The sequence below is a fragment of the Kitasatospora sp. NPDC005751 genome (genome assembly GCF_040630835.1).
GTDB lineage: Bacteria > Actinomycetota > Actinomycetes > Streptomycetales > Streptomycetaceae > Kitasatospora.
The window spans coordinates 20897-42004 of the sequence record NZ_JBEXYC010000054.1 but is presented as its reverse complement, the minus strand read 5'-3'; the positions used below and the strand labels follow the sequence as shown (position 1 = coordinate 42004).

The 21108-nt window shown below is 72.6% G+C and carries 20 protein-coding genes and 1 pseudogene; 11 read left to right on the top strand and 10 right to left on the bottom strand.

From position 1 onward, the window contains the following. Positions 1-177: 177 nt before the first annotated feature. Positions 178-987 (top strand): DeoR/GlpR family DNA-binding transcription regulator, encoded by an 810-nt coding sequence (locus tag ABZ497_RS30300; RefSeq protein WP_359809773.1) that lies wholly within the window; start codon positions 178-180, stop codon positions 985-987. Between the two features lie 62 nt (positions 988-1049). On the opposite strand, the gene ABZ497_RS30295 is transcribed toward ABZ497_RS30300, so the two are convergent. Next, positions 1050-1436, bottom strand: coding sequence for a hypothetical protein (locus ABZ497_RS30295; RefSeq protein ID WP_359809771.1), 387 nt, complete (start codon positions 1434-1436; stop codon positions 1050-1052). A 379-nt stretch (positions 1437-1815) separates the two neighbouring features. Between ABZ497_RS30295 and ABZ497_RS30290 the strand changes: the two genes are divergently transcribed. Then, positions 1816-2340, top strand: coding sequence for a peptidylprolyl isomerase (locus ABZ497_RS30290; RefSeq protein ID WP_329491613.1), 525 nt, complete (start codon positions 1816-1818; stop codon positions 2338-2340). A 51-nt stretch (positions 2341-2391) separates the two neighbouring features. On the opposite strand, the gene ABZ497_RS30285 is transcribed toward ABZ497_RS30290, so the two are convergent. Next, a complete protein-coding gene (locus tag ABZ497_RS30285) occupies positions 2392-2922 on the bottom strand; it encodes an EF-hand domain-containing protein (protein WP_329491614.1) in 531 nt (176 codons plus the stop codon). A 119-nt stretch (positions 2923-3041) separates the two neighbouring features. Beyond that, positions 3042-3971: a hypothetical protein gene (locus ABZ497_RS30280; protein WP_359809769.1), complete on the bottom strand. Its 930-nt coding sequence runs from the start codon at positions 3969-3971 to the stop codon at positions 3042-3044. Positions 3972-4207: 236 nt separating this feature from the next. Here ABZ497_RS30280 and ABZ497_RS30275 point away from each other — a divergent pair, with 236 nt between their 5' ends. The 3 genes from ABZ497_RS30275 to ABZ497_RS30265 all read left to right on the top strand — a co-directional run bounded on the left by ABZ497_RS30275 (position 4208) and on the right by ABZ497_RS30265 (position 6050). After that, on the top strand, positions 4208-4786 hold the full coding sequence (locus ABZ497_RS30275) for a hypothetical protein (RefSeq protein ID WP_329491616.1): 579 nt from the start codon (positions 4208-4210) through the stop codon (positions 4784-4786). Between the two features lie 582 nt (positions 4787-5368). Continuing rightward, positions 5369-5560, top strand: coding sequence for a hypothetical protein (locus tag ABZ497_RS30270; protein WP_359809767.1), 192 nt, complete (start codon positions 5369-5371; stop codon positions 5558-5560). 28 nt (positions 5561-5588) lie between these two features. Further along, positions 5589-6050 carry a hypothetical protein gene (locus tag ABZ497_RS30265; protein WP_359809765.1) on the top strand — a complete coding sequence of 154 codons (462 nt, stop codon included), beginning with the start codon at positions 5589-5591 and terminating at the stop codon, positions 6048-6050. Between the two features lie 75 nt (positions 6051-6125). Here the strand turns inward: ABZ497_RS30265 and ABZ497_RS30260 are convergent, their stop codons facing one another. From ABZ497_RS30260 to lanL, 7 genes are all read right to left on the bottom strand, one after another. Further along, positions 6126-7826 carry an ABC transporter family substrate-binding protein gene (locus tag ABZ497_RS30260; RefSeq protein WP_359809763.1) on the bottom strand — a complete coding sequence of 567 codons (1701 nt, stop codon included), beginning with the start codon at positions 7824-7826 and terminating at the stop codon, positions 6126-6128. A gap of 154 nt (positions 7827-7980) precedes the next feature. Beyond that, a complete protein-coding gene (locus tag ABZ497_RS30255; protein WP_352297084.1) occupies positions 7981-10134 on the bottom strand; it encodes an ABC transporter ATP-binding protein in 2154 nt (717 codons plus the stop codon). Further along, on the bottom strand, positions 10131-11216 hold the full coding sequence (locus ABZ497_RS30250) for an ABC transporter permease (protein ID WP_359809761.1): 1086 nt from the start codon (positions 11214-11216) through the stop codon (positions 10131-10133). The genes ABZ497_RS30255 and ABZ497_RS30250 overlap by 4 nt, the downstream gene beginning before the upstream one ends. A gap of 48 nt (positions 11217-11264) precedes the next feature. Further along, the gene (locus tag ABZ497_RS30245) at positions 11265-12218 is read right to left on the bottom strand and encodes an ABC transporter permease (protein ID WP_352297078.1); all 954 of its coding nucleotides are present in this window, start codon (positions 12216-12218) and stop codon (positions 11265-11267) included. A 762-nt stretch (positions 12219-12980) separates the two neighbouring features. Next, positions 12981-13100, bottom strand: coding sequence for an ALQxL family class IV lanthipeptide (locus tag ABZ497_RS30240; protein ID WP_352297073.1), 120 nt, complete (start codon positions 13098-13100; stop codon positions 12981-12983). A gap of 29 nt (positions 13101-13129) precedes the next feature. Next, positions 13130-13249: an ALQxL family class IV lanthipeptide gene (locus ABZ497_RS30235; RefSeq protein WP_329491624.1), complete on the bottom strand. Its 120-nt coding sequence runs from the start codon at positions 13247-13249 to the stop codon at positions 13130-13132. A gap of 5 nt (positions 13250-13254) precedes the next feature. Then, a complete protein-coding gene (gene lanL, locus ABZ497_RS30230; protein ID WP_359809758.1) occupies positions 13255-15951 on the bottom strand; it encodes a class IV lanthionine synthetase LanL in 2697 nt (898 codons plus the stop codon). Positions 15952-16581: 630 nt separating this feature from the next. Between lanL and ABZ497_RS30225 the strand changes: the two are divergent. The 6 genes and pseudogenes from ABZ497_RS30225 to ABZ497_RS30200 form a co-directional block, all read left to right on the top strand. After that, a pseudogene (locus tag ABZ497_RS30225) lies at positions 16582-16906 on the top strand (SDR family NAD(P)-dependent oxidoreductase); the annotation flags it as partial. A gap of 327 nt (positions 16907-17233) precedes the next feature. Continuing rightward, positions 17234-17545 (top strand): DUF6247 family protein, encoded by a 312-nt coding sequence (locus ABZ497_RS30220; protein ID WP_352297059.1) that lies wholly within the window; start codon positions 17234-17236, stop codon positions 17543-17545. Then, the gene (locus ABZ497_RS30215; RefSeq protein ID WP_359809756.1) at positions 17542-17802 is read left to right on the top strand and encodes a hypothetical protein; all 261 of its coding nucleotides are present in this window, start codon (positions 17542-17544) and stop codon (positions 17800-17802) included. Before ABZ497_RS30220 ends, ABZ497_RS30215 begins: the two co-directional genes overlap by 4 nt. A gap of 285 nt (positions 17803-18087) precedes the next feature. Further along, a complete protein-coding gene (locus ABZ497_RS30210) occupies positions 18088-19263 on the top strand; it encodes an NlpC/P60 family protein (RefSeq protein ID WP_359809754.1) in 1176 nt (391 codons plus the stop codon). A 368-nt stretch (positions 19264-19631) separates the two neighbouring features. Continuing rightward, positions 19632-20792 (top strand): inorganic phosphate transporter, encoded by a 1161-nt coding sequence (locus ABZ497_RS30205; protein WP_359809752.1) that lies wholly within the window; start codon positions 19632-19634, stop codon positions 20790-20792. Further along, positions 20789-21043, top strand: coding sequence for a hypothetical protein (locus ABZ497_RS30200; RefSeq protein WP_359809750.1), 255 nt, complete (start codon positions 20789-20791; stop codon positions 21041-21043). The genes ABZ497_RS30205 and ABZ497_RS30200 overlap by 4 nt, the downstream gene beginning before the upstream one ends. Positions 21044-21108: the final 65 nt, after the last annotated feature.

Sequence of the window (21108 nt, the reverse complement as noted above, 5' to 3'; positions counted from 1 at the left end):
GGCCCGGCGGCCCGCCGCCGCAGGGCGCCCCGAGCCCTCCGAGCCCCCTGCCCCCGGCCCCGGGAGGCCGGGGGCGGCCCCCGGGGGCCCGGCTGTCGGTTTCTGATCGTTCCGGCGGTAGCCTGCCCTCTGGACGTAGCGGGACATCGATGCCCGCCCAGGTCGTCAGGGGAGCTCGTGACCGATCAAGGGATGCTGGCACCACAGCGTCAGGCACTGATCCTGGAGGCCGTGCGCCGTCGTGGCGCGATGCGGGTCGCCGAGCTGGTCGAACAGCTCGGGGTGTCGGACATGACCATCCGCCGCGACCTGGACACCCTGGCCCGCCGGGGAACGGTGCAGAAGGTGCACGGCGGCGCCGTGGCGATCGGCGCCTCCAGCACCGACGAGCCGGGCTTCGAGGCGAAGTCCTCGCTGGAGGAGGCCGCCAAGGCCGCCATCGCGGACGCCGCCGCCGCACGGGTGGAGCCCGGCAACGTCGTCGCGCTCTCCGCCGGCACCACGACCTTCGCGGTGGCGTCCAGGCTGCTCAAGGTGCCGCAGCTGACCATCGTCACCAACTCGCTCGCGATCGCCGACCTGGTGTGGGCGGCCGGCCGCGACGCCGGGGCGAGCACCCCCTCGCTGCTGCTGACCGGTGGATCGCCCACCCGCTCGGCCGCCCTGGTCGGCGCCCTGGCCGAGCAGACGATCCGCTCCCTCCACGTGGACCTGCTGATCCTGGGCGCGCACGGCGTCTCGGAACGGGCGGGCCTGACCACGCCCAACCTGGCCGAGGCGCAGGCCAACCGCGCCATGATCGGCTCCGCCCGCCGGACCGTGGTGGTCGCGGACCACACCAAGTGGGGGGTGATCGGTCTGAGCAGCTTCGCGGAACTCGCCGAGATCGACTGCTTCATCACCGACGACCCGCTGCCGGCGCAGGCCCGCGGCACGCTCGAAGAGGCGGTCGGCGAGCTCGTGGTGGTCTCCACCGCCACCGGCTGACCCGCGCGGGCGGGCGCGGGCGGGTGCGGGCGGGGCCGAATGCCCCGCCCGCGCGGTCGGTCTCAGGCCGCCCGCGCTCCAGACCCCGACCCCGACCGGGGGCGGGGTATCGACACGAAGCGGTCCGGCAGCTTGACCGTGCGACAGTTCGCACCCGCGAACGCGGACGTGATCAGCCGCGCCAGTCGCTCGTCGGTGGAGAACACCCACGTGCCCGGCACGAGCACGATCCGGTGCTGCCCGTCGAGGACGGACCTGGTCAGCAGCTCCAACTGCGGGCGCACGCCCGCGGAGGGGGCGCCGTTGTCGAAGTAGAGGATGGGGGCGAGCAGGCCGAGGCGGTTGGCGAAGCGCCGCAGGGCCTCGCGGTGGGCGGCCATGCCCCGGGGGTCGAAGGGGAAGCAGCGCAGATAGGCCGCGGGGGCCAGACGGGCGGTCGGAGCGGTCACGGAAAGCCTCCTCTTCGCAAGCCCCCCAGAACCTCGCCGGAACACCGGCGCCCCACCCTCCGTACGGACGGCCGGGGTGGCGCCGGGCGGACTCTCCCACCCGCCGGTAGCGCCCGGACCGCGTCCTCGGGTTGCATCATCGGCTCCGCCGCCTGCCGAGTCAATGCCCAACCGCATCCCCGGCGGCTCGGGCGTGCGGTCGGCGGCAGCGCGCTCGGCGCGCCGACGCGGCCGCGGCCGTCGGGCAGGGGAGCCGGTGCCGACCCGGTCGCGGACGGGCGCCGGCGGTGTGATCCACCCCGGGACGGAGCGGTCCTCCGGACGGATAGCCTGAGGGCGTCGCTCGCGTCCGGAGCGTCACGATGTGAGGAGTCCCGACATGGCCGACGCCAAGAACGCTGTGATCCACACCAGCCACGGTGCCATCACCGTGGAGCTGTTCCCGAACCAGGCGCCGAAGACGGTGCGCAACTTCGTGGAGCTCGCCGAAGGCACCCGGGAGGGGGCGACGGACCCGCGTACCGACGAGCCGATCAGCGGCCCGTACTACGACGGCACCCCCGTCCACCGGATCATCGACGGGTTCATGATCCAGGCGGGCGACCCGACCGGAACCGGTCGCGGCGGCCCCGGGTACACCTTCGGCGACGAGCGCTACCCTGACCTCGTCTTCGACAAGCCCTACCTGCTCGCCATGGCCAACTCCGGCCCCGGCACCAACGGCTCCCAGTTCTTCATCACCCTGGGACCGGCCGCCTGGCTGAACTTCAAGCACACGATCTTCGGCAAGGTCGCGGACGCCGCCTCCGAGAAGGTCGTGGCCGAACTCGGCTCGGTGGCCACCGACGCGAACGACCGGCCGCTTGAGGCGGTCACCATCGACCGGATCGAGATCAAGCGCTGAGACCCCTCGGTGAGCACGAACCGGCCGGACCACCGGCCCGGGGCGAGTGGCTCAGGGGGACGGGACCGGCGCCGGCGCGGGTCGGCCGTCGCCGTACACGCTCGCCATCGAGGAGGTGCCGGTGGTGAGGAAGTCCCGGATGGCCGCCAGGTAGGTGTCGCGGTCGACGGTGCCGCCGCCGTCGGGGTCGAGGGCGTCGAAGGCCGCGTCGACGTCGCCCTCCGCGTTCCCGGTCGCGGTGCGCAGCCGGCTGAACTCCTCGCGGGTGAGGCGGCCGTCGGCGTCGGCGTCGGCGAGGTCGAACAGCGAGCCGAGGGCGGGCCGGCAGGTCGCCTCGAACGCGTCGTGTCCCGCCCAGGAGCGGTACTCCTCGAAGGTGACGCGGGAATCGTGGTCGGCGTCCATCTGGCGCCAGACCTCCTCGTGGGCGGTCCGGGCCGCGACGACGAGCGGGTCCCGGGCGTCGCGCCCCACGGCCGCGGCCGCCCGGTCGACCCGGGCGGCGTACTCCGCCCGCGAGATGACGCCGTCGCCGTCCGTGTCCAGCATGGAGAAGATGCGGCGCTTCGCCGGATCTGACATTGCGTGTCCTCCTGGTGGCTGTCCGTGGTTCTCGCCGGTCACGCTATCCAGTGGGACCGCCCTGGCGGCGCAGGCGCGTCGACGCCCGTCCCGGGCCCGGCTCCGGGCCCGCCCCGGGTTCACAGCCAGCCGCGCTCCTTGGCGCGCAGGGCGGCCTGGAAGCGGGTGGTGGCGCCGAGGCGGGTCATCAGACCGGCGACGTGGGTGCGGTACTTGCGCAGGGAGATGTTCAGCTCGCGGGCCGCGTTCTCGTCCTTGCTGTGCTCGCTCAGGGTGCGCAGGACCTGGGCCTCGACGGTGGTGAGGTCGAGGTGGTCGAGGTCGGTGGCGCGGGTCCAGAGCCCTTCGAAGAGGTCGACCAGCGCGGCGACGATCCCGGGTTGGCCGATCTGCAGGGTGTCCGACTCCGGCCGGGCGGGGTCGAGGCGGACGAAGGCGACCCGCCGGTCGACGATGAGCAGCCGGCGGAACGGTTCGGGCGTCACGCGGTGGACGTCGCCCAGGTCGTGCCAGTGCCGGGCGTAGGCCATCTGCTCGGGCCGGTCGAGCGCCGCCGTGCTGACGAGGGTGCGGCAGGCCATCCCGTCGGCGAGCGCCCGCCGGAACCGGAGGGCCGTTTCGTCGCGGAGCGGAACCCCGCTGCGGGGCAGCGGTTTGGCGTTCAGCGTCTCGACGCGTCCCGGCATCGTGCGGATCCGGTGGGTGACCTGCGCGGTGTCCCTGATGCGCTCGACGAGCTCGACGCGGCGACCGTGGCGGGCCTCCTCGGCGAGCTCCCACACCACGTCGAACGCGGAGTCGAGCCGGGCCAGTTCACGGGAGGTGTGCTCCACGCGGCGGCGGACGAGCAGGTCGACGGCGGCCGCGGGCGGCAGCGGGGCCAGCGTCGCGTCGAGCAGCCCCAGGTCCCGCAACTCCTCGAGGACCGCCCGCACATCGGGCAGGCCCAGGTCCGCGCCCGCGGTGTCGGGATCGCCCGGCCGGGTACGCAGCACGTAGCGGTAGACGCGCTCCTGGTCGTCCGTCAGACCCAAGCTCTGCAAACTCATGGCCGCCCCCGGGTCCGTGCAGTTTCCTGCATCAAGTCTTGCACTCTCTGCCCGTTCCGCCGAGAGCGGGTGCTTGACAGGCTGAGGGATTGCCGGGCGGAGCGACCGCCCGCGGCGCCGATCGACAGCGGACCGCACGATCGACACCGGATCGCACGCTCGACACCGGACCGCACGCTCGACACCGCATCGCACGCTCGACACCGCATCGCACGTTCAACAGGGGAGACATCGTCATGGGCCACCTCCGCAGTTTTGCCCCGTGGATCGCCGTCGCGGTCCTCACCGGCACCGTCGACCTCCGCTGGGCCGCGCTCACCGGCCTCCTGCTGGCCCTCGCGCTCGTGGTGACCCAGCGCCGCGCCGGCCGGGGCTGGGACGCCCTGGTGATCGAGGCCAGTGCCGTCGTCTTCCTGGCCGGCTACACCTGCGCCGCCTTCGCCGCGCCCGACTCCACCGCCGTCGCCCACTACGGCCCGCCGCTGTCCTCGCTCTGGCTGGCGGCCACCGCCTGGGGCTCGCTCGCGCTCGGCCGGCCCTTCACCCTCGGCATCGCCCGCACCCAGACCCCCGAGCACGTCTGGAAGAGTCCGCTGTTCCTCCGGGTCAACCGCGTCATCACCGCGGTGTGGGCGGCCGCGTTCACCCTCGCCGGCCTCGGTGGCGCGCTGCTGCGCCACTACCGGCCGGACGCGGGCGACGCCCGCACCCTGCTCACCGTCGCCACGTTCGTCCTGCCGCTCCTGTTCACGGTCCGCTATCCGACGCTCGCCCGTGCCCGGCACGCGGCCGCGGCGGGCCCGGCCGCCCGGTGAGCACCCCTGACCCCGGTCGCCCGGTCCGTGCGTCGTCCGCGGCGACGGGCCGGGCGGTGTCGTCGTAAGTCGGTTGCCCCGTCCGCCGGGCGGGCGTCACAGTGGGCGCATCGCGCCGAACCACCAGGAAGGAGCGCGACCGTGCACGCCTTCACCCGCTCCCCGTGTCAGCGCTTCCGGTGCTCCTGGATCCGGGGGACGTCCTCGTAGTGCGCCCGTCGGCCGCCGGCCGGGCCGCCTCGGGGGAGGGTCCCCGAGGCGGCCTTTTCGGCGCGGCGCCTCCGCCGAGGGTGAGCTGGGCACGGGAGGGCCCAGGGGTCGGTAACACCCCCGCTTCGGCTGTGACGGTTCGACTCCGTCCTCGCCCACCCTCGCCGGCTCCGCACGGCAGCTGGCTTGCCGCACCGGCGATCTGACGTCGTTTCAGTGTCAGACCCTCCGAGCATAATGAAGTATCGCCGCAGACGGGGGCCGTCCTGGCGCGGCCGGATCCGCATTCCGAGGGCCCGTGCGAGCGGGGCGGAATCCGCGCGCCGCAGGTCGTCAGGCACCTCGTCCGGCGCCAACTGGGGGAGTGGATAGATGATCATCATCGGCATCGTCATTCTGGCCGGACTCGTCCTGTTCGGCATCATCGCCGGCTCGATGACGGACGGCGGGGACCGGAAGAGGAAGTCCCGTTACCGCGGCGGCGATTCCGGCGGCAGCGGCGGCGGTTGCGGCGGGGGAGGCTGTGGCGGAGGGGGTTGCGGCGGCGGCTGCGGCGGCAGCTGAGCGCCCGGCCGCCGGGAACGGAGCAGGCGTGCTCTCACGAACGTACTCCCGTCGCGTCGACCGCGTGCAGGCGGCCGTCGACGCGCTCGAACTGCCCCCCGCCGTCTACCGGACGTGCCCGTTCGAACCGCGCGAGCTGGTCGAGACCGGGCTGCGCCAGTGGCTGCGCTGCTGCGGGGCGGCGATGCTGGACCGGCAGGTCATCGGCATGCCGTCGTTCGCCGTGGACGAGGCGTGGCACGGGCTGATCCTCTGCACCGAGCGCTACGCGGCCTTCTGCCGGACGGCCTACGGGCGGTTCCTCCACCACCATCCGCAGGGTGGAGAACTCGCCGGCAGCGCGCGGCGCGCCGGATCGATGGCGGAACAGCTGCGCCGCACCACCGTGGCCTGGTCGTTCGTGGCCCGGCCCGGTGAGGAGTGCGTCCTGTGGGACCTCGACGTGCGGGTGGGCGTGCCCGAACCGTGGGGTGCGCGCCCCCGGCCGTAGTGGCGACGGTGCCCGCGGCCGACATGGTTCGGGGCGGGTCGGCCGGGATTCCGGCCGACCCGCCCCGGGATCGTGTTACTTGGTGAAGCCGATGTTCTCGTACAGGTAGTCCGAGAGGCCCGGGGCACCGAGGTTGGCGACCGACTTCTTCACACCGAAGATGGCGGGGCGCTGGTACAGGGTGACCAGGGCGGCGACCTTCCAGGCCTCGGCGTCGGCCTTGTTGATGGCCGCGAACTCGGTCTCGGGGGTCTGGGCGGCGGCGGCGTCGGCCATCGCCTGGTCCAGCTCGGGGCTGCCGACCTGGCTGTAGTTGGCGCCGCCGTCGGTCTTGAAGTTCGCGGTCGCGGAGCTGGCCGGGAACGGCGTGCCGATCAGCGAGAACGCCGTCATGTCGAAGTCGTACTTGTAGATGTACTTGTCGAAGAACTCGTTCGACGGGGCGGTGAAGATGTTCACCTTGACGCCGACCTGCTGCAGCATCTGGGTGAGCATCGAGCCCTCGTTGGTGGCGATGGTGACGCCGGCCGGGATGACGAACTTGAGGTTGAGCTCCTTGCCGTCCTTCTTGCGGACGTCGCCGTCCATCTTCCAGCCCGCCTCGTCGAGCATCTTCTTGGCGGCCTCGGGGTCGAACTTGCTCAGGCCGTCCGAGTTGTCCTTGTAGCCGTTCTGGTTCGGCACCAGGAAGTGGTTGTTCATCGCGGCGGCCGGCCAGCCCAGGCCGGTGAGGTCCGACTTGGCGATGGTCTCGCGGTCGATGGCCTTGAAGAGCGCCTGGCGGACCTTGGGGTCGGTCAGCATCGGGCTCTTGCCGTTGAACATGAAGTGGCGGAAGTTCGGGCCGCCGGCCTCGCGGACCTCGCCGTCGGCGGTGGACTGGATCTGCTTGAAGCCGGACGCGTCCGGGCCGTTGTCGTAGAAGTCGATCTCGCCGTTCTGGAACGCCTGCGGCATGGTGTTGGTGTCCATGGCCTTGTAGACGATCTTGTCGAGCAGCGGCTTCTGGCCCCACCAGGCGGGGTCGGCGACGACGGTGACGGTCTTGGCGGTCTGGTCGATCTTGTCGAGCTTGAACGGGCCCGCCGAGGTCGGGATCTTGTCGACGTACGCGGTGTTGAAGACGTCCGGGGTGGCGACGTACTTGGCCGGGAACAGCGGCGCGTTGGCGGCGTTGTTGAACAGCGCCTGCCACTCGGAGAACGGCGACTTGAAGGTCATGATCGCCTGGTAGTCGTCGGCACCCTTGACGACGCTCTCGACCTGGTCGAAGCCGGTCGTCGAGGTGGCCTTGAACTCCGGGTTGGTGCCGTTCTGGGCCTTCCAGTTGGCTTCCAGGTCCTGCCAGGTGATCGGCGTGCCGTCGTTCCACTTGGCCTTCGGGTTGAGGGTCCAGGTGACGACCTGCTTGCCGTCCTTGGTCTCGGACTTGGCGTCGAGCAGGTAGTCCTTGTTCGGGGTCTGGGTGCCACCGGCGTCCGAGTGCCAGAAGGTCGGCATGAGCGCCTTCATGACGTCGGTCGTGGAGACCTCGTTGCCGTCCGCCTCCAGCGGGCTCCACTGGCTGGAGAGCTGGTCGATCGCCCAGTTGAGCGTGCCGCCCTGCTTCAGGTCGGCACGGTCCTTCTCGTTCATGGCCCGCTGGGTCATCTTCGGGGCCTCGGACTTGGCGGGAGCGGCGTCCCCTCCGGAGGAGCTGCTGGAGCAGGCGCTGAGGCAGAGCGAGGCGGTGGCGACGGTGGCGACCAGCGCGACCGGGATCCGGGTGTGCTTCAAGGGATTCCCCAGGGAGTGTGCGGAAGGGTGGATGGACCCAGCGGGCCGCCGGAGCGGAAGGTGCTGGAGGGTTGGCACTGCGGACTTGCGGGTGGGGCCGGACCGGGTTGTTCCGCCGGGCCCGGCCCCCTTTCGTGGGGGTCGGATCGTGGGGTCAGATCACTTCGAGGGCGGCGGCGAAGTGGCAGGCGGCGACGTGGTCGTCGGAGAGCCTGCTGTTGCCGGGGTCCTCGTCGCGGCAGCGCTGCTGCTCGGCCTCGCTCAGCGCCGGGTGCTTCGGGCAGCGGTTGCGGAACCGGCACCCGGTCGGCACGTTGGCCGGGCTGGGCAGGTCGCCGCTGAGCAGGATCCGGGTCCGCTCGCGTTCCCGGCGCGGGTCCGGGAGCGGGACGGCGGAGAGCAGCGCCTGCGTGTACGGGTGGGAGGGCGCGTCGAAGATGGACCGGGAGTCGCCCAGCTCGACGATCCGGCCCAGGTACATCACGGCGATCCGGTCGGCGATGTGCCGGACCACCGAGAGGTCGTGGGCGACGAACAGGTAGCTCAGACCGAGCTTCACCTTGAGCTCGTCCAGCAGGTTGAGCACGCCCGCCTGGATCGAGACGTCGAGGGCGGAGACCGGCTCGTCCAGGATGACGAGGCGGGGCTCCAGGGCGAGCGCGCGGGCGATCGAGATGCGCTGGCGCTGGCCGCCGGAGAACTCCTGCGGGTAGCGGTCGGCGTGGTCGGGGTTGAGGCCGACCATCTCCAGCAGCTCGGGGACGCGGGCGGCGATCCGCTCCTTGTCCCAGCGGTGCGTGCGCAGCGGCTCGGCCAGGATGTCACCGATCGGCATCCGGGCGTCCAGGGCCGCCATCGGGTCCTGGAACACGATCTGCATGTCCCGGCGCAGCGCCTTGCGGTCGGCCCGGCCGAGGCCGCGGACGTCCTTGCCGAACACGGTGACGGTGCCGGCCTGGCCGCTGGGCAGGTCCAGGATCTCCAGCAGGGTGGTGGTCTTGCCGCAGCCGGACTCGCCGACCAGGCCGAGCGTCTCGCCCTCGCGGATGTCCAGCGTGATGCCGTCCACCGCCTTGACCACGCCCACCTTGCGCTTGATCACGGCGCCCTGGGTGAGCTGGAAGTGCTTGGTCAGCCCGTCGATCTCCAGTACCTTGGGGCGCTGCTCGCGCGGCACGCTCTCCAGCGTGACGGCGGCCGGGAGTTCGGGCACGGGGTAGATGGTGGCGGGGTCCAGCGCGCCGGCCAGTTCGTGGCTGCGGTGGCAGGCGGTCGGGTGGGTGTTGCCCTCCTTGACCGACAGCGCCGGCTCCACCTCGCGGCAGCGCTCGACGGCGATCGGGCAGCGGGCCGCGAACGGGCAGCCCTCGGGCAGCTCGACCATCGACGGCGGGGTGCCCTCGATCGGGGTCAGGGCCCGGCGCCCGGTGTTGTCCAGCCGGGGGATCGAGCCCAGCAGGCCGATGGTGTACGGCATCCGCGGGCGGTAGTACACCTCGTCGACACCGCCGGACTCGACGGCCCGGCCCGCGTACATCACCTGGACGCGGTCGGCGAAGCCGGCGATCACGCCGAGGTCGTGGGTGATCATCACGATCGCCGCGCCGGTGACGTCCTGGGCCTTCTTCAGGACCTCCAGGACCTGCGCCTGGATGGTCACGTCGAGGGCGGTGGTGGGCTCGTCGGCGATGATCACCTTGGGGTCGTTGGCGATCGCCATGGCGATCATCGCGCGCTGGCGCATGCCGCCGGAGAACTCGTGCGGGAAGTTGTCCACCCGGCGCTTCGGGTCCGGAATGCCCACCACGTCCAGGAGTTCGACGGCCCGGGTGCGGGCCTGCTCCTTGGTCATGTCCTGGTGGATCCGCAGCGCCTCGACGATCTGGGTGCCGACCGAGTAGACCGGGGTGAGCGCGGACAGCGGGTCCTGGAAGACCATGCCGATGTCCTTGCCGCGGATCTTCGAGAGCTCGTTGTCGGACAGGCCGAGCAGCTCACGGCCGCCGAGCCGGACCGAACCGGAGACCTCCGCGGCTTCGGGCAGCAGCCCGAGCACGGCCATCGAGGAGACGGACTTGCCGGAGCCGGACTCGCCGACGATGCCGAGCACCTCGCCCGGGCGGACGGCGTAGGAGACGCCGCGGACGGCGCGGACCTCGCCGGCCTCGCTGGGGAAGGAGACCTGAAGGTCCGTCACTTCGAGTACGGGCTGCGGCTTGTCCAGCCGGGTGTCGGTCACCGGTCGGAGTCCTTCCTTGGTACCGGGGGTGCTGGTGTCGGGCTGCGGGGGCTGGAGCGCGTCCGTCATGACGAACCCACGACGTCCCGGGTGCCGCCGGGGAGCGTGGCGCCCCGGCGGGCGGCGTTGCGCTCGGCGAGGGCCCTGCGGCGGCGCCCCTTCGACTTCGCCCCGCCGGAGGTCGGGTCGAAGGCGTCGCGCAGACCGTCGCCGACGAACGCGACCGCGATGCCGATCAGCACCAGGCAGGTGGCCGGGAAGTAGAACAGCCACTGGAAGGTCGGCGCGTTGGTGGTGTTGTCGGCGATGATCGTGCCGAGCGAGACGTCCGGTGCCTGCACGCCGAAGCCGAAGAACGACAGGCCGCTCTCGCCGATGACCGCGGCACCGACCTGGATCACCGTGTCGATGATCAGTAGCGAGGCCATGTTCGGCAGGATGTGCCGGATGATGATGACCGGGCCGGGGACGCCCATGTACTTGGCGGCCTTCACGAACTCCCGGTCCTTCAGCGTCAGCGTCATGCTGCGGACCACCCGTGCGGTGATCATCCAGCTGAACGCCGCGAGCAGGACCACGAAGATCAGCCAGCTGGAGTTGCGGAAGATCGGCGACAGCACGGCGATGATCAGGAAGCTCGGCAGGACCAGCAGCAGGTCGACGAACCAGGTCAGGCCCTTGTCGATCCAGCGGCCGTAGTAGCCGGCGAAGGCGCCGACGAAGCCCGCGACCACGGTGCTGATGCCGCCCACCAGCAGACCGATCACCAGCGACTTCTGCAGTCCGCGCATGGTCAGCGCGAAGAGGTCCTGGCCGCCCTGGTTGGTCCCCCACCAGTGGTTCCCGCCGGGCGGCGCGTTGAAGGCCATGTAGTCGTGGAAGCGGTAGTCGTACGTGCTGAACGACGGGCCGGCGTACGCGGCCACGAACAGCACGACCAGGATGGCCAGGCCGACGAGGGCGAGCCTGTTGCGGGCGAAGCGGCGGGCGGTGAGCCGGCCCCGGCCGGTCCGCTTGCGGGCGGCGGCGGGGGACTTCGGGGCGCTGGCGGCCGGGGTCTGCGGGACACCGGCCGTGGCGGCGGCCAGGGCGGAGACCGCCTCGCCGCCGGCGGCGGAGGTGTTCGAGGGGGCGGGTTGGTCGGCGCTCATGTTCTCTCTCCTCTACGGGTGTTGGGGTGCTCGGCGGGGCGGGGTGCGTCAGCGCACCCGGACCCGGGGATCGAGCGCCGCGTAGAGCAGGTCGGACAGCAGACCGGCGATCAGCACCAGGCCGGCGGTGAACAGGGCCACCGCCGACGTGGTGTTGACGTCGTTGCGGGTGATGGAGTTGATCAGCAACTCGCCCATGCCGTGCCAGCCGAAGGTCTTCTCGGTGAAGGTCGCACCGACGAACAGCAGCACGATGTTGAACACCAGCAGCGGCACCACCGGGAGGATCGCCGTGCGCAGGCCGTGCTTGACCAGGGCGGTGCGCCGGCGCAGGCCCTTGGCCCGGGCGGTGCGCAGGAAGTCGCTGCCGAGGACGTCGAGCATGGTGCTGCGCTGGTAGCGGCTGTACAGGGCGATCTGGATGAGGATCAGCGTCAGGCCGGGGAGCAGCATGTGCTCGGCCCGGTTGCCCAGGGCGGCGAAGTCCCAGCGGCCGGCGAACTCGGCGTCCGTCTCACCGGTGAAGTGGATGGTGCCGGCGCCCAGGAACTTGATCGTCAGCAGCTTCAGGAAGAGGCCGAGCACGAAGACGGGCATCGCGAGGACGAAGAACGAGGCCAGGGTCGTGAACCGGTCGAAGAACTTGTACTGCTTGATCGCGCCGATGGTGCCGAGCGCGACGCCGCCGACCGAGCCGACCAGGGTCGCCAGCAGCAGCAGCCGGGTGGAGACGCCGATCCGGCGGCCCACCTCGCTGTTGACCGGCGAGCCGTCGATCGACTTGCCCAGGTCCCCGTGGATCACACCGTTCGCCCAGGTGCCGAAGCGGCTGACGATCGGGGTGTCGGGGTTCATGTTGACGTCGTCGAGCGTCTTGCTGATGGTCGCCTTGGCCAACGGGGGGTTGCGGCCCTCGTAGTTCGCCTGCGGGTGCAGGCTGAGCCCCGCGACGAAGTACGAGAGAGAAGCCGCAAGTATGACGAGTATCAAATAGTTGGCCAACTTGCGGAGCATGTAGCGGCCCAAGGCGGTTCTCTCCCTCGTGCGGACCCGCGCCCACCGACGGAACAGGACTCCGGGGTCCGTGAGGACGGAGGACCGTGCGCGGACTGCCGTGGAGCGTCTTTGATGTCGGACGGATGGTCGGAAGGTCGGCCGCCACTGTCAGGCGGCTCGGATGCACATCTTGCTGACCGGGCGGAGGGCTGTCGACTGACGCTTTGTCAAAGGTTAGGTAAAGAAGGGTTCAGTCCTTTGGGTGGCAGCCCTCTTTGACCATGGCTTCCTCGGTCCGAGTCGCAGGCCACGAGGTGTTTTGCAGGCTCAGGGGCTCCCGGAACGCATGGTTCCACCGGTCGAAGCGTTTGTCCGGTTATGTTCGTGCATGTCCCGCCAGTGGCGAGGATTCGCCAACAAACGGACGCCGTGAGCTGCCTGATCGAGCAGTCATTTCACCGCCTCCCAGCTGTCACTCCGGCCCCACGGGACGGTGTCGCGGGAGCGTCGGGACGGTTGCGGCAGGGGGGTCTCCCGTCGACCTTAGTTGACGTGTGCGCGTCGGGCGCGATCATTTTCGGTCGACCGGGACGGGTGCCCCGGCGCGCGGTGCATCGGAGCCCCGGAGGCAGGGCCGTGCGGGTGGGTGTGCGCCGGAGGTTCGGGGCCCGGAACGGGGCCGGTGCGGGTGACCGAGGGGGCTCGGTCACCCGCACCGGGGGTGGGGTGTCGCCGGGGGTGTCGTGCTGCTTCACCCCGTGGTCAGGCTCAGTTGTCGCCCATGCTCCAGTTGCCGCACTGGAAGATGCTGAACGGGAAACAGATGTAGCCGCTGCCGGTCTGCTCCTCGCTGTCGAGCAGCTGCAGGGCGTTGACGTCCTCGGTCATGGTGTTCTCCTTCTGTGGAGGGGGAGTGGTCACATGTCGTTGATGCTCCAGTTGCCGCACTGGAAGATGCTGAACGGGAAGCACATGTAGCCGGTGGTGGTCTGCTCCTCGCTGTCGAGCAGCTGCAGGGCGTTGACGTCCTCGGTCATGGTGGTCACCTCCTTTCGGCCGGGTCGGGGGCGGGGAGCCAGAGGCGCGGTCCGCCGTGGTGGAGCCGTACCAGCAGGCCGAGGGGCCCGCCGAGTCCGGTGTTGTAGCCGACGCCCACCCTGGTCAGGGTGTCGTCGGGGATCAGGAGCAGCCCGTCGTGGACGACGTGGCGTGCGTGGGCGCAGGCGAGGAGTTCCTCGGCGCGGCGCCGGTGGAGGAGGTCGTCGAGGGCGTCGGCGAGGTCGAGGAGGAACTCGGCGTTGCCCGCGAGGCCGTGGCAGGCGGCCGGTGAGCTCTGCCACCGCCAGCGGTACACCTCGGCCGCGGCCTGTTCGGCCGTCTCGCGGTAGCGCGGGTCCCCGGTGGCCTGCCAGAGGCGGATCAGGAAGGTGCCGATGCCGGAGGCGCCGCTGCACCAGTGGGGCGCGTGGGCGGGGGCGTCGGCGCCGCGGTCCTCGACCGGCCAGGCGGCGGCGCCGTCACGGACCCGTGCGGTGGCGAGCAGCGTCTCGGCGGCGACCCGGGCGGCGTGGACGAAGTCCTCCCGTTCGGCGGCGAGGCCGGCGAGGAGCAGGAAGGTCGCGACGCCGGCGACGCCGTGGGCGAAGCCGAGGTGGGTGATGCCCGCGAGTTCGGAGTCGAAGTCGGCCGGGACGGGCCACACCACACCGGAGCGGCCCTGCGCGGCGGTGGTCAGCAGGTGTTCGGCGGCGGTCACCGCGCGTCGGCGGAACTCCTTGTCGCCGGTGGTCCGCCAGAAGTGGAGCTGGGCCAGGCCGGCGCCGGCCACGCCGTGGCAGACGTCGGGGTTGGGCCACCGCAGCGGGACGGCGCGGGCCAGCTGGGCGGCGTGTGCGGCGAGACCGTCGTCGCCGAGCAGCCGGGCCGCGTCCAGCAGCGCCCAGGCGGTGCCGGAGCGGCCGAAGTGCAGTCCGGGCAGCAGCTGTCCGCCGGTCCCGGCCCGGGCGGCGATCCACTGCGCCGCCTCGGCGACGCCGGCCCGCAGCCGCGGGTCGGCGCGGTGGGCGGCGGCCGCGGTGAGGACGGACAGGACGCCGGCGGCACCGTGCTGCACGTTCAGCGGATCGGTCCCCTCGCCGGAGGGGCCGGCGGGCCAGAGCCGCACCGGGTCCTGCGGGGTCATGGTGTCCATCAGATGGGTCAGCCCGTCGGCGAGCAGCCGTCGCGCGGTCCGGTCGTCCAGGACGGCGCCGCTCCCCGGGGCGGCCGCGGTGGCGGCGGGCAGCGCGGCGAGCGCCGCGCGGGCCTTCGCCAGGCTCCACCGCCCGTTCCGGTCCTCGGCCATGAGCCCGAGGACGAGCGGGCGGAGGCCGGTGAGGTCCGGGCGGTCGGCGAGCGCGGTGGCGAGCAGGGCGGCGGTCCGTTCGTCCCGGCCGCGGGCCGCCCCGCGGTCCGGGGCGAGCGCCGGGTCGGTACCGGTCAGCAGGTGGAACAGCACGGCGCCGAGGCTGTAGAGGTCGGACTCCGGCGCGGGGGCGGGGCCGCTCGGTGCGCCGTCGACGACCTCGGGCGCGCCGAAGCCCGGGGTGTGCAGGCGCAGGACGTGGTCCCCGGGGCGGGCGAGGGACTCCAGGTCGATCAGGCGGACCTCGCCGTCCGGGGTGACCATCAGGTTGTTGGGGTTGAAGTCCCGCAGGACCAGGCCGAGTTCGTGGACGGCCGCGACGACGTCCAGCAGTTGCCCGGCCAGGTCGAGCACCTGGGCCCGGTCGGGGCGCAGCCGCTCGGACACCCAGGCGCGCAGGGTGCGCCCGGCGACGAGCTCCTCCACGAGGTACCGGTTGCCGCCCTGGCCGAAGACCTCCACGACCTGCGGACATCGGCCGAGCGGTGCGAGCAGGGCGTGCATGGCGGCCTCGTGGTCGAGCAGGTCGCCGGCGTCGGTGCCTTCGAGGACGGCCCCGACGTGCCGGCGGGCCTCCTTGACGACGACCTCCAGGCCGGTCCGCCGGTCGGTGGCGAGGAAGACGCCGCCCTTGTAGGCGTGCCGGATCGCCTTGTGCACGACGTAGCGGTTGTTCAGCAGCACGCTCGTCCCGGGGGCGGCCGGGGGAGTGTCGGGGAGCGGGAGCGGCGAGGGGGCCCAGGCGGGCGGGGTGAACCCGGCCGTGCGCCGGTCGCGGACGAAGGTCCCGTCCGGCGCCTGCAGCATTGGTTCGACCGAACCGTCGTTGGTGAGCCGGGGGGAGCCACGGAAGGCCCCGTAGCGGTAGTGGACCGGGCTGTCCGGCCGGTACCGGCGGTCGGAGAGGATGCCCGGCCCCGGCAGGTGCGCGGTGGCCCGGTGCAGTTCCTCGGCGAGCCGGCGGAAGTGGTCGTCGTCGTCCGGGTAGACGGTGATGAACTTCCCGCCGCCGCCCCGGTCGTAGCGGGCGGAGACGAGTTCCGTCAGCCGGCCGGGTGTACCGGCGCACTTGAACGGGGCCCGGGCGGCGACGAGCACTTCGGCGGCCCGGGTCAGCACCGTCGGGGCGGAGAGCGGGGTGGCGGACACGTGCAGCTTCCAGCCCTGCCGGCGGCCGAGGCCGGCGTCGTCCGGCCGGACGTGGCACCAGAAGTCCCCGGGAGTGACGGTCCAGCCCCGCGCGCCCTGACGGCGCAGCACCGCCCCGATCAGGTCGGGGTAGAACGTGGCGTACGGATCCGCCGAGCCCTGACCCGCCGTCTGCCCCTCTGCCATCGTTCTTCCTTCGTCCGTGGAGCCCTGCCGGAGCCGGTCGGCCTCCGAGCGCATCGCTGATCCTGGCGGCGCGGGGACATCCGGTTCATGGGGGACGACCACGTATCTTCCGGCCGTGAACCCCCATGGGGCCGGTCGACGGCTCGCCGAACGGTCCCGACCCCGGGCCGGGTCCGGTGGGTCCGCCTGGGCGCGTGGTGCCGTAACGGCTCCGTCGGCCGCCACGGCCGGCGGGCGGGGGCGGGTTGACGTGCCCGTTCCCGGGGCGGAGCGGGAATCGCGCGCAGGTTCGGAAACTGTCGGCCGGCGAGGCGAGGAGTGGGTTGTTCCCGTACCGGAGGGCCGGTTCCGGTCCTGCCCCGGCCCGATCGGGCTCTGAGCCGTACCCGGGGGCGGCCGGGACGCCGGCCGGGGAGCCCGGACGGGCCGGGAGATGCCCGGCCCGGCGCGGTGCGCCGTCGGGCCTGTTGACGCTCCCGGCGCCCGGTCCGCGCGGTGAACCGCCCGTTCGGCCCGTCCGCGCGGTGAACCGCCCGTTCGGCCCGTCCGCGCGGGGCGGGGGCCTGGTAGCTCCGGGGGGAGGAGTCCCCCGACCCCGGGTGGCGGAGCCGTCCTCGGCACCCACGAGGGGCACCGATCCTCGTGAACATGTCCGGCAGTGTCGGCTCGCTCACCCTGCAGACCGCCCGGCATCGACATGGGCCCGGTCCCCGCCGCGTACTTGGCGTCCAAGACCTTCCTCAACGCCGTCACCGTCCAGCACGCCAGGGAACTGAGCGACACCGGCATCCTGATCAACTCGGGCTGTCCCGGCTTCACCGCCACCGACCTCAACGGCTTCCGGGGCGTCCGCACGCCCCAGCAGGGCGCGGCGATCGCGATCCACCTCGCGACCCTGCCCGACGACGGGCCGACCGGCGGATTCTTCGACGACGGCGGAACAGTGCCCTGGTAACAGGCGCTCCGGGCCCAGGGCCTGGGTGACGCGGTGTTCGGTCCGCCGGGTTCTGCCCCTGTATCCGGGGCAGAACCCGAAGACCTGTCGGATGTGACGGGCAGCCGACTCACCGAACCGCAGCGGGGTCTGATCGGGCCCTGCCCGCAGCCCTCCTCGACGTGCGCGAGCGCCTGCCCGATGGCCGCCGGCCCACCGGTGCGGCCGGCCCCGATCGTCGGCTGCCGGCGCACCCGAATCGGCCAACGTCGGGGGAGATCCGGCTGAGGTCCCGCCGCCGGCCGCACCGATTGCCGTACCGTGACCGGCAGCGAAGTGGAGGACCCTTTGAGCGCCCAGCCCGACCACCTTCCCGCCGCGCCGGCGGCTCCGGCGCCGCGTGCCGCCGCCCGACTGCTCGCCCGCATCCACGCCGAGCCGCCCGAGCGGGCAGCCAGGTGGCTGCCGGCGTTCGAACGGGACTGGGCCAAGGCGCTCGACGACTCGCGTCAGACCTACGACCTCTCCCCGCTGCACCACGTGGTCCGGACCTGGCGGGTCCGTCTGGACAGCGCACCGGTGGTCGACGCGTTCGTCGCCACCGGCCCGGACGACGAGGACGGGATCGACCTCGCCGAACTCACCGGGACGGACCGGTGAGCGACCACGTCTGGCCGGCCCGACTGTCCCCGCAGGCGGCCAAGACCTTCGTCGACCTCCCCCCACACGCCCAGCGGACGGTCCGCGACCTGCTGGACATCGCCTCCCGAACCCCCTGCGGGTGGCCGCAGTGGGACGCCACCGACCTCGAAGGCGAAGACGTCCGCTGCGCCTCCGTCGGCCAGCTCAGCCTCGTCTACCTGGTGAACCGCCCGGCCGGGCGCCTGCACGTCATCGACATCGTCTGGCTCGGCTGACCTCCGCGGAGCCGGCCGACCTTCACGGCGGGGGTCGACCCTCACGGCGACGGCGGCCCGAACGGGCCGCGCCCGACGGTCGCTCTGGACGAGGTCGGCGACGCTCCGGTCCTCCGGACGGTGGCCGGCCGTGGCTCCGTGGACGGTCGGGCGGGCCAGACCGACGGACCGGAACGACGGCATCCGTCGAACCGAAGTGGCGGAACCCCTCGTTCCCCCTGGTGTAGAGGGAACGGCCGTGGAGCACCGTTCTCGACGTTCCGTCCCCCGAAGGAGCCCGCCGCCATGGGAAATCACCGCAAACCCAGCCGTCCGAGCCGGGCCCGCCTCGCTGTCCTCACCACGGCCGTGGCCGGCGGCGCGGTGCTCGCCGCCGGGACGGCGCACGCCGAGCCGGCGCCCACCCTGGCCTCCGTCAAGGAGCAGGTGGACAGGCTCAACGGGGAGGCCGAGCAGGCCATCGAGCGTTACAACGGGTTCCAGGAGAAGCGGCAGTCGCTCCAGGCCGACGCCAACCGCATCCAGGACAAGGTCGCCCGCGGCCAGGACTCGCTCAACGAACTGCGCACCTCGCTCGGCGCGGTGGCCGGTGAGCAGTACCGCAGCAACGGCATCGGCCCGGGCGTCCAGCTGATGCTCGACTCCGACCCGGCCGGCTACCTGGCGCGCGCGGCCGTGCAGAACCAGGTCGCCGACAGCCAGGCCGCGTTGCTGAAGCAGGCCCGCGACGCGCAGCGCAAGCTCGACCAGGACCGCGCCGAGGCCACCGCGATGCTCGCCCAACTCGACGCCGCGGGCGCGTCGCTGGGCGAGGAGAAGAAGCAGATCCAGGCCAAGCTCGCCGAGGCCGAGGCCCTGCTCAACAAGCTCAGCGCCGAGGACCGGGCCAGGATCAACGCCCAGGAGAGCGCCGAGAAGGCCAGGGCCGCCGCCCAGCAGGCCGCTGCGGCCGACCGCGCCGCGCGCGCTGCCGAGCGGCCCGCGCAGGGCTCCGCCACGGCACCCGCGACGCGCCCGGCCGCCGGAGCCACCCCGGCGGGAGCCGCCCCTGCCGGAGCCGCTGCCGAAGCCCCTGCCGGAGCCGCCGCCGGACCCGCTCCGGCGAGCGCGGGCGGCCGGGCCGCCGACGTCGTCAAGTTCGCCACCGCCCAGCTCGGCAAGCCCTACGAGTGGAGCTCCACGGGACCGAACTCCTTCGACTGCTCAGGCCTCACCGGCGCCGCCTACCGCGCGGCCGGCGTCAAGCTCCCCCGGATATCCCAGGACCAGTGGAAGTCCGGCCCGCACGTCGCCCGGGGCGACCTCCAGCCCGGTGACCTCGTCTTCTTCTACGACGACATCCACCACGTGGGCCTCTACATCGGCGACGGCAAGATGATCCACGCTCCGCGCAAGGGGAAGAACGTCGAGGTCCTCCCGATCAGCGTGATGCCGTACATGGGCGCGGTCCGCCCGGCCTGAGCCGCGGTGGCCGGGGCGGCCGTGCCTCGGTACCGCCCCTGGCGCCACGGGCCGGCCGCCCGCGGGCAGCGCCGTAGCGAGGCGCTGCCCCGGCGGGGCGCCGTCGGCGTGCTCCTCGGGGAGGGACAGCGGGGCCACGGCGAAGACGTGTCCGCACCGACGGGCAGGACCGCCGGAGTAGCGGGCCCGTCCCGCGGCAACCGACAGCCCCGGGGGGTGATCACCCGAGGAGGGCGGCGCCGGCCCGGCCGTGCTTTGCGCCCGGTGGCCCGGCGACGGCGTGCCGCCGGGCCCCGTCCGGTCGAAACCCCGGCGCGCCGGGCTCGTCCACGGCCGGTCCGTCCGGGCCGGAAGCTAGGTTCGGCTCCGTGACGGGCAACGACGCGGTCCTGGCCCTGGTGGTCACCACCGCGCTGGGTTTCGACTTCACCAACGGATTCCACGACACCGGCAACGCCATGGCGACCTCGATCGTCACCGGCGCCCTACGCCCGCGCGTGGCGGTCGCCCTCTCGGCGGCGCTGAACCTGGTCGGCGCGTTCCTGTCGACCGCCGTCGCGGCGACCATCGCGAGCGGTCTGGTCGACAGCGCCGACGTGACCCTGGTGGTGGTCTTCGCGGGACTGGCCGGCAGCATCCTGTGGAACCTGACCACCTGGTACCTCGGCATCCCCTCCAGCTCCTCGCACGCGCTCATCGGCGGCGTGGTCGGGGCGACGATGGCGGCGGCCGGGGTCTCGGCCGTCAAGTGGCAGGGGCTGGTCTCCAAGGTGATCGTGCCCGCCACCCTGTCGCCGTTCATCGCCGGGACGGTCGCGGTGGTCGGCACCCACCTCGTCTACCGGCTCACCCGCGACGTCTCCCACGGCCCGCGCGACCACGGCTTCCGGATCGGCCAGATCGGTTCGGCCTCGATGGTCTCGCTCGCCCACGGCACCAACGACGCGCAGAAGACCATGGGCGTCATCACCCTGGCCCTGATCGCCAACGGCACCCTCCAGGCCGGCGCCACCTCCCCGACCTGGGTGATCACCTCCTGCGCGATGGCCATCGCCCTGGGCACCTACCTCGGCGGCTGGCGGGTCATCCGGACGCTCGGCAAGGGACTCATCGAGATCGAGTCGCCGCAGGGCATGGCCGCCGAGTCGGCCTCGGCGGCGGTGATCCTCTCCTCCACCGACTTCGGCTACTCGCTGTCCACCACCCACGTGGCCACCGGGTCGATCCTGGGCGCCGGGGTCGGCCGCAAGGGCGCCGTGGTGCGCTGGAACACCGCCCGCCGCATGGCGGTGGCCTGGCTGCTCACCCTGCCGGCCTCCGCGACGGTCGGCGCCGCGACCTACTGGGCCGCCCACGGGATCGGCGGGACCATCGGCGTCGTCGTGATCTTCATCGTTCTGGTCCTGGCCTCGATCGCCTTCTTCGCGGCCTCCCGCCGGCCGGCCGTGGCGGTGACGCCGGAGAACGTCAACGAGGCCTGGACCGGTTCGCTGGTCCCGGCCCCGGACGCCGGCGAGGCGGCCTCGTGAACTCCTGGATCAACCTCGACGCACTGTGGGGGATCGTCGTGGTGGGCCTCGTCGCCGGAGCCGGCCTGCCGGCGCTGTTCGCCCTCGGCCTGCGCGCCCTCAACCCGTCGGCCCGCCCCGCCGGGCGGTCTGCCGTGACCGGGCCCCCGGCCGCCGTCGGACCGGTCGGCTACGCCGTGGCCGTACTCTGCTTCGCCACCGTGGTCGCCGCGATCGCCTGGGGCATCTTCGTCATCGTCAACCACAGCTGAACGGCCGTGCCGCGGGCGAGGGAGCGTCACCCCGCCGCCGGGGCCCGCGCGGTGCGGGACCAGGG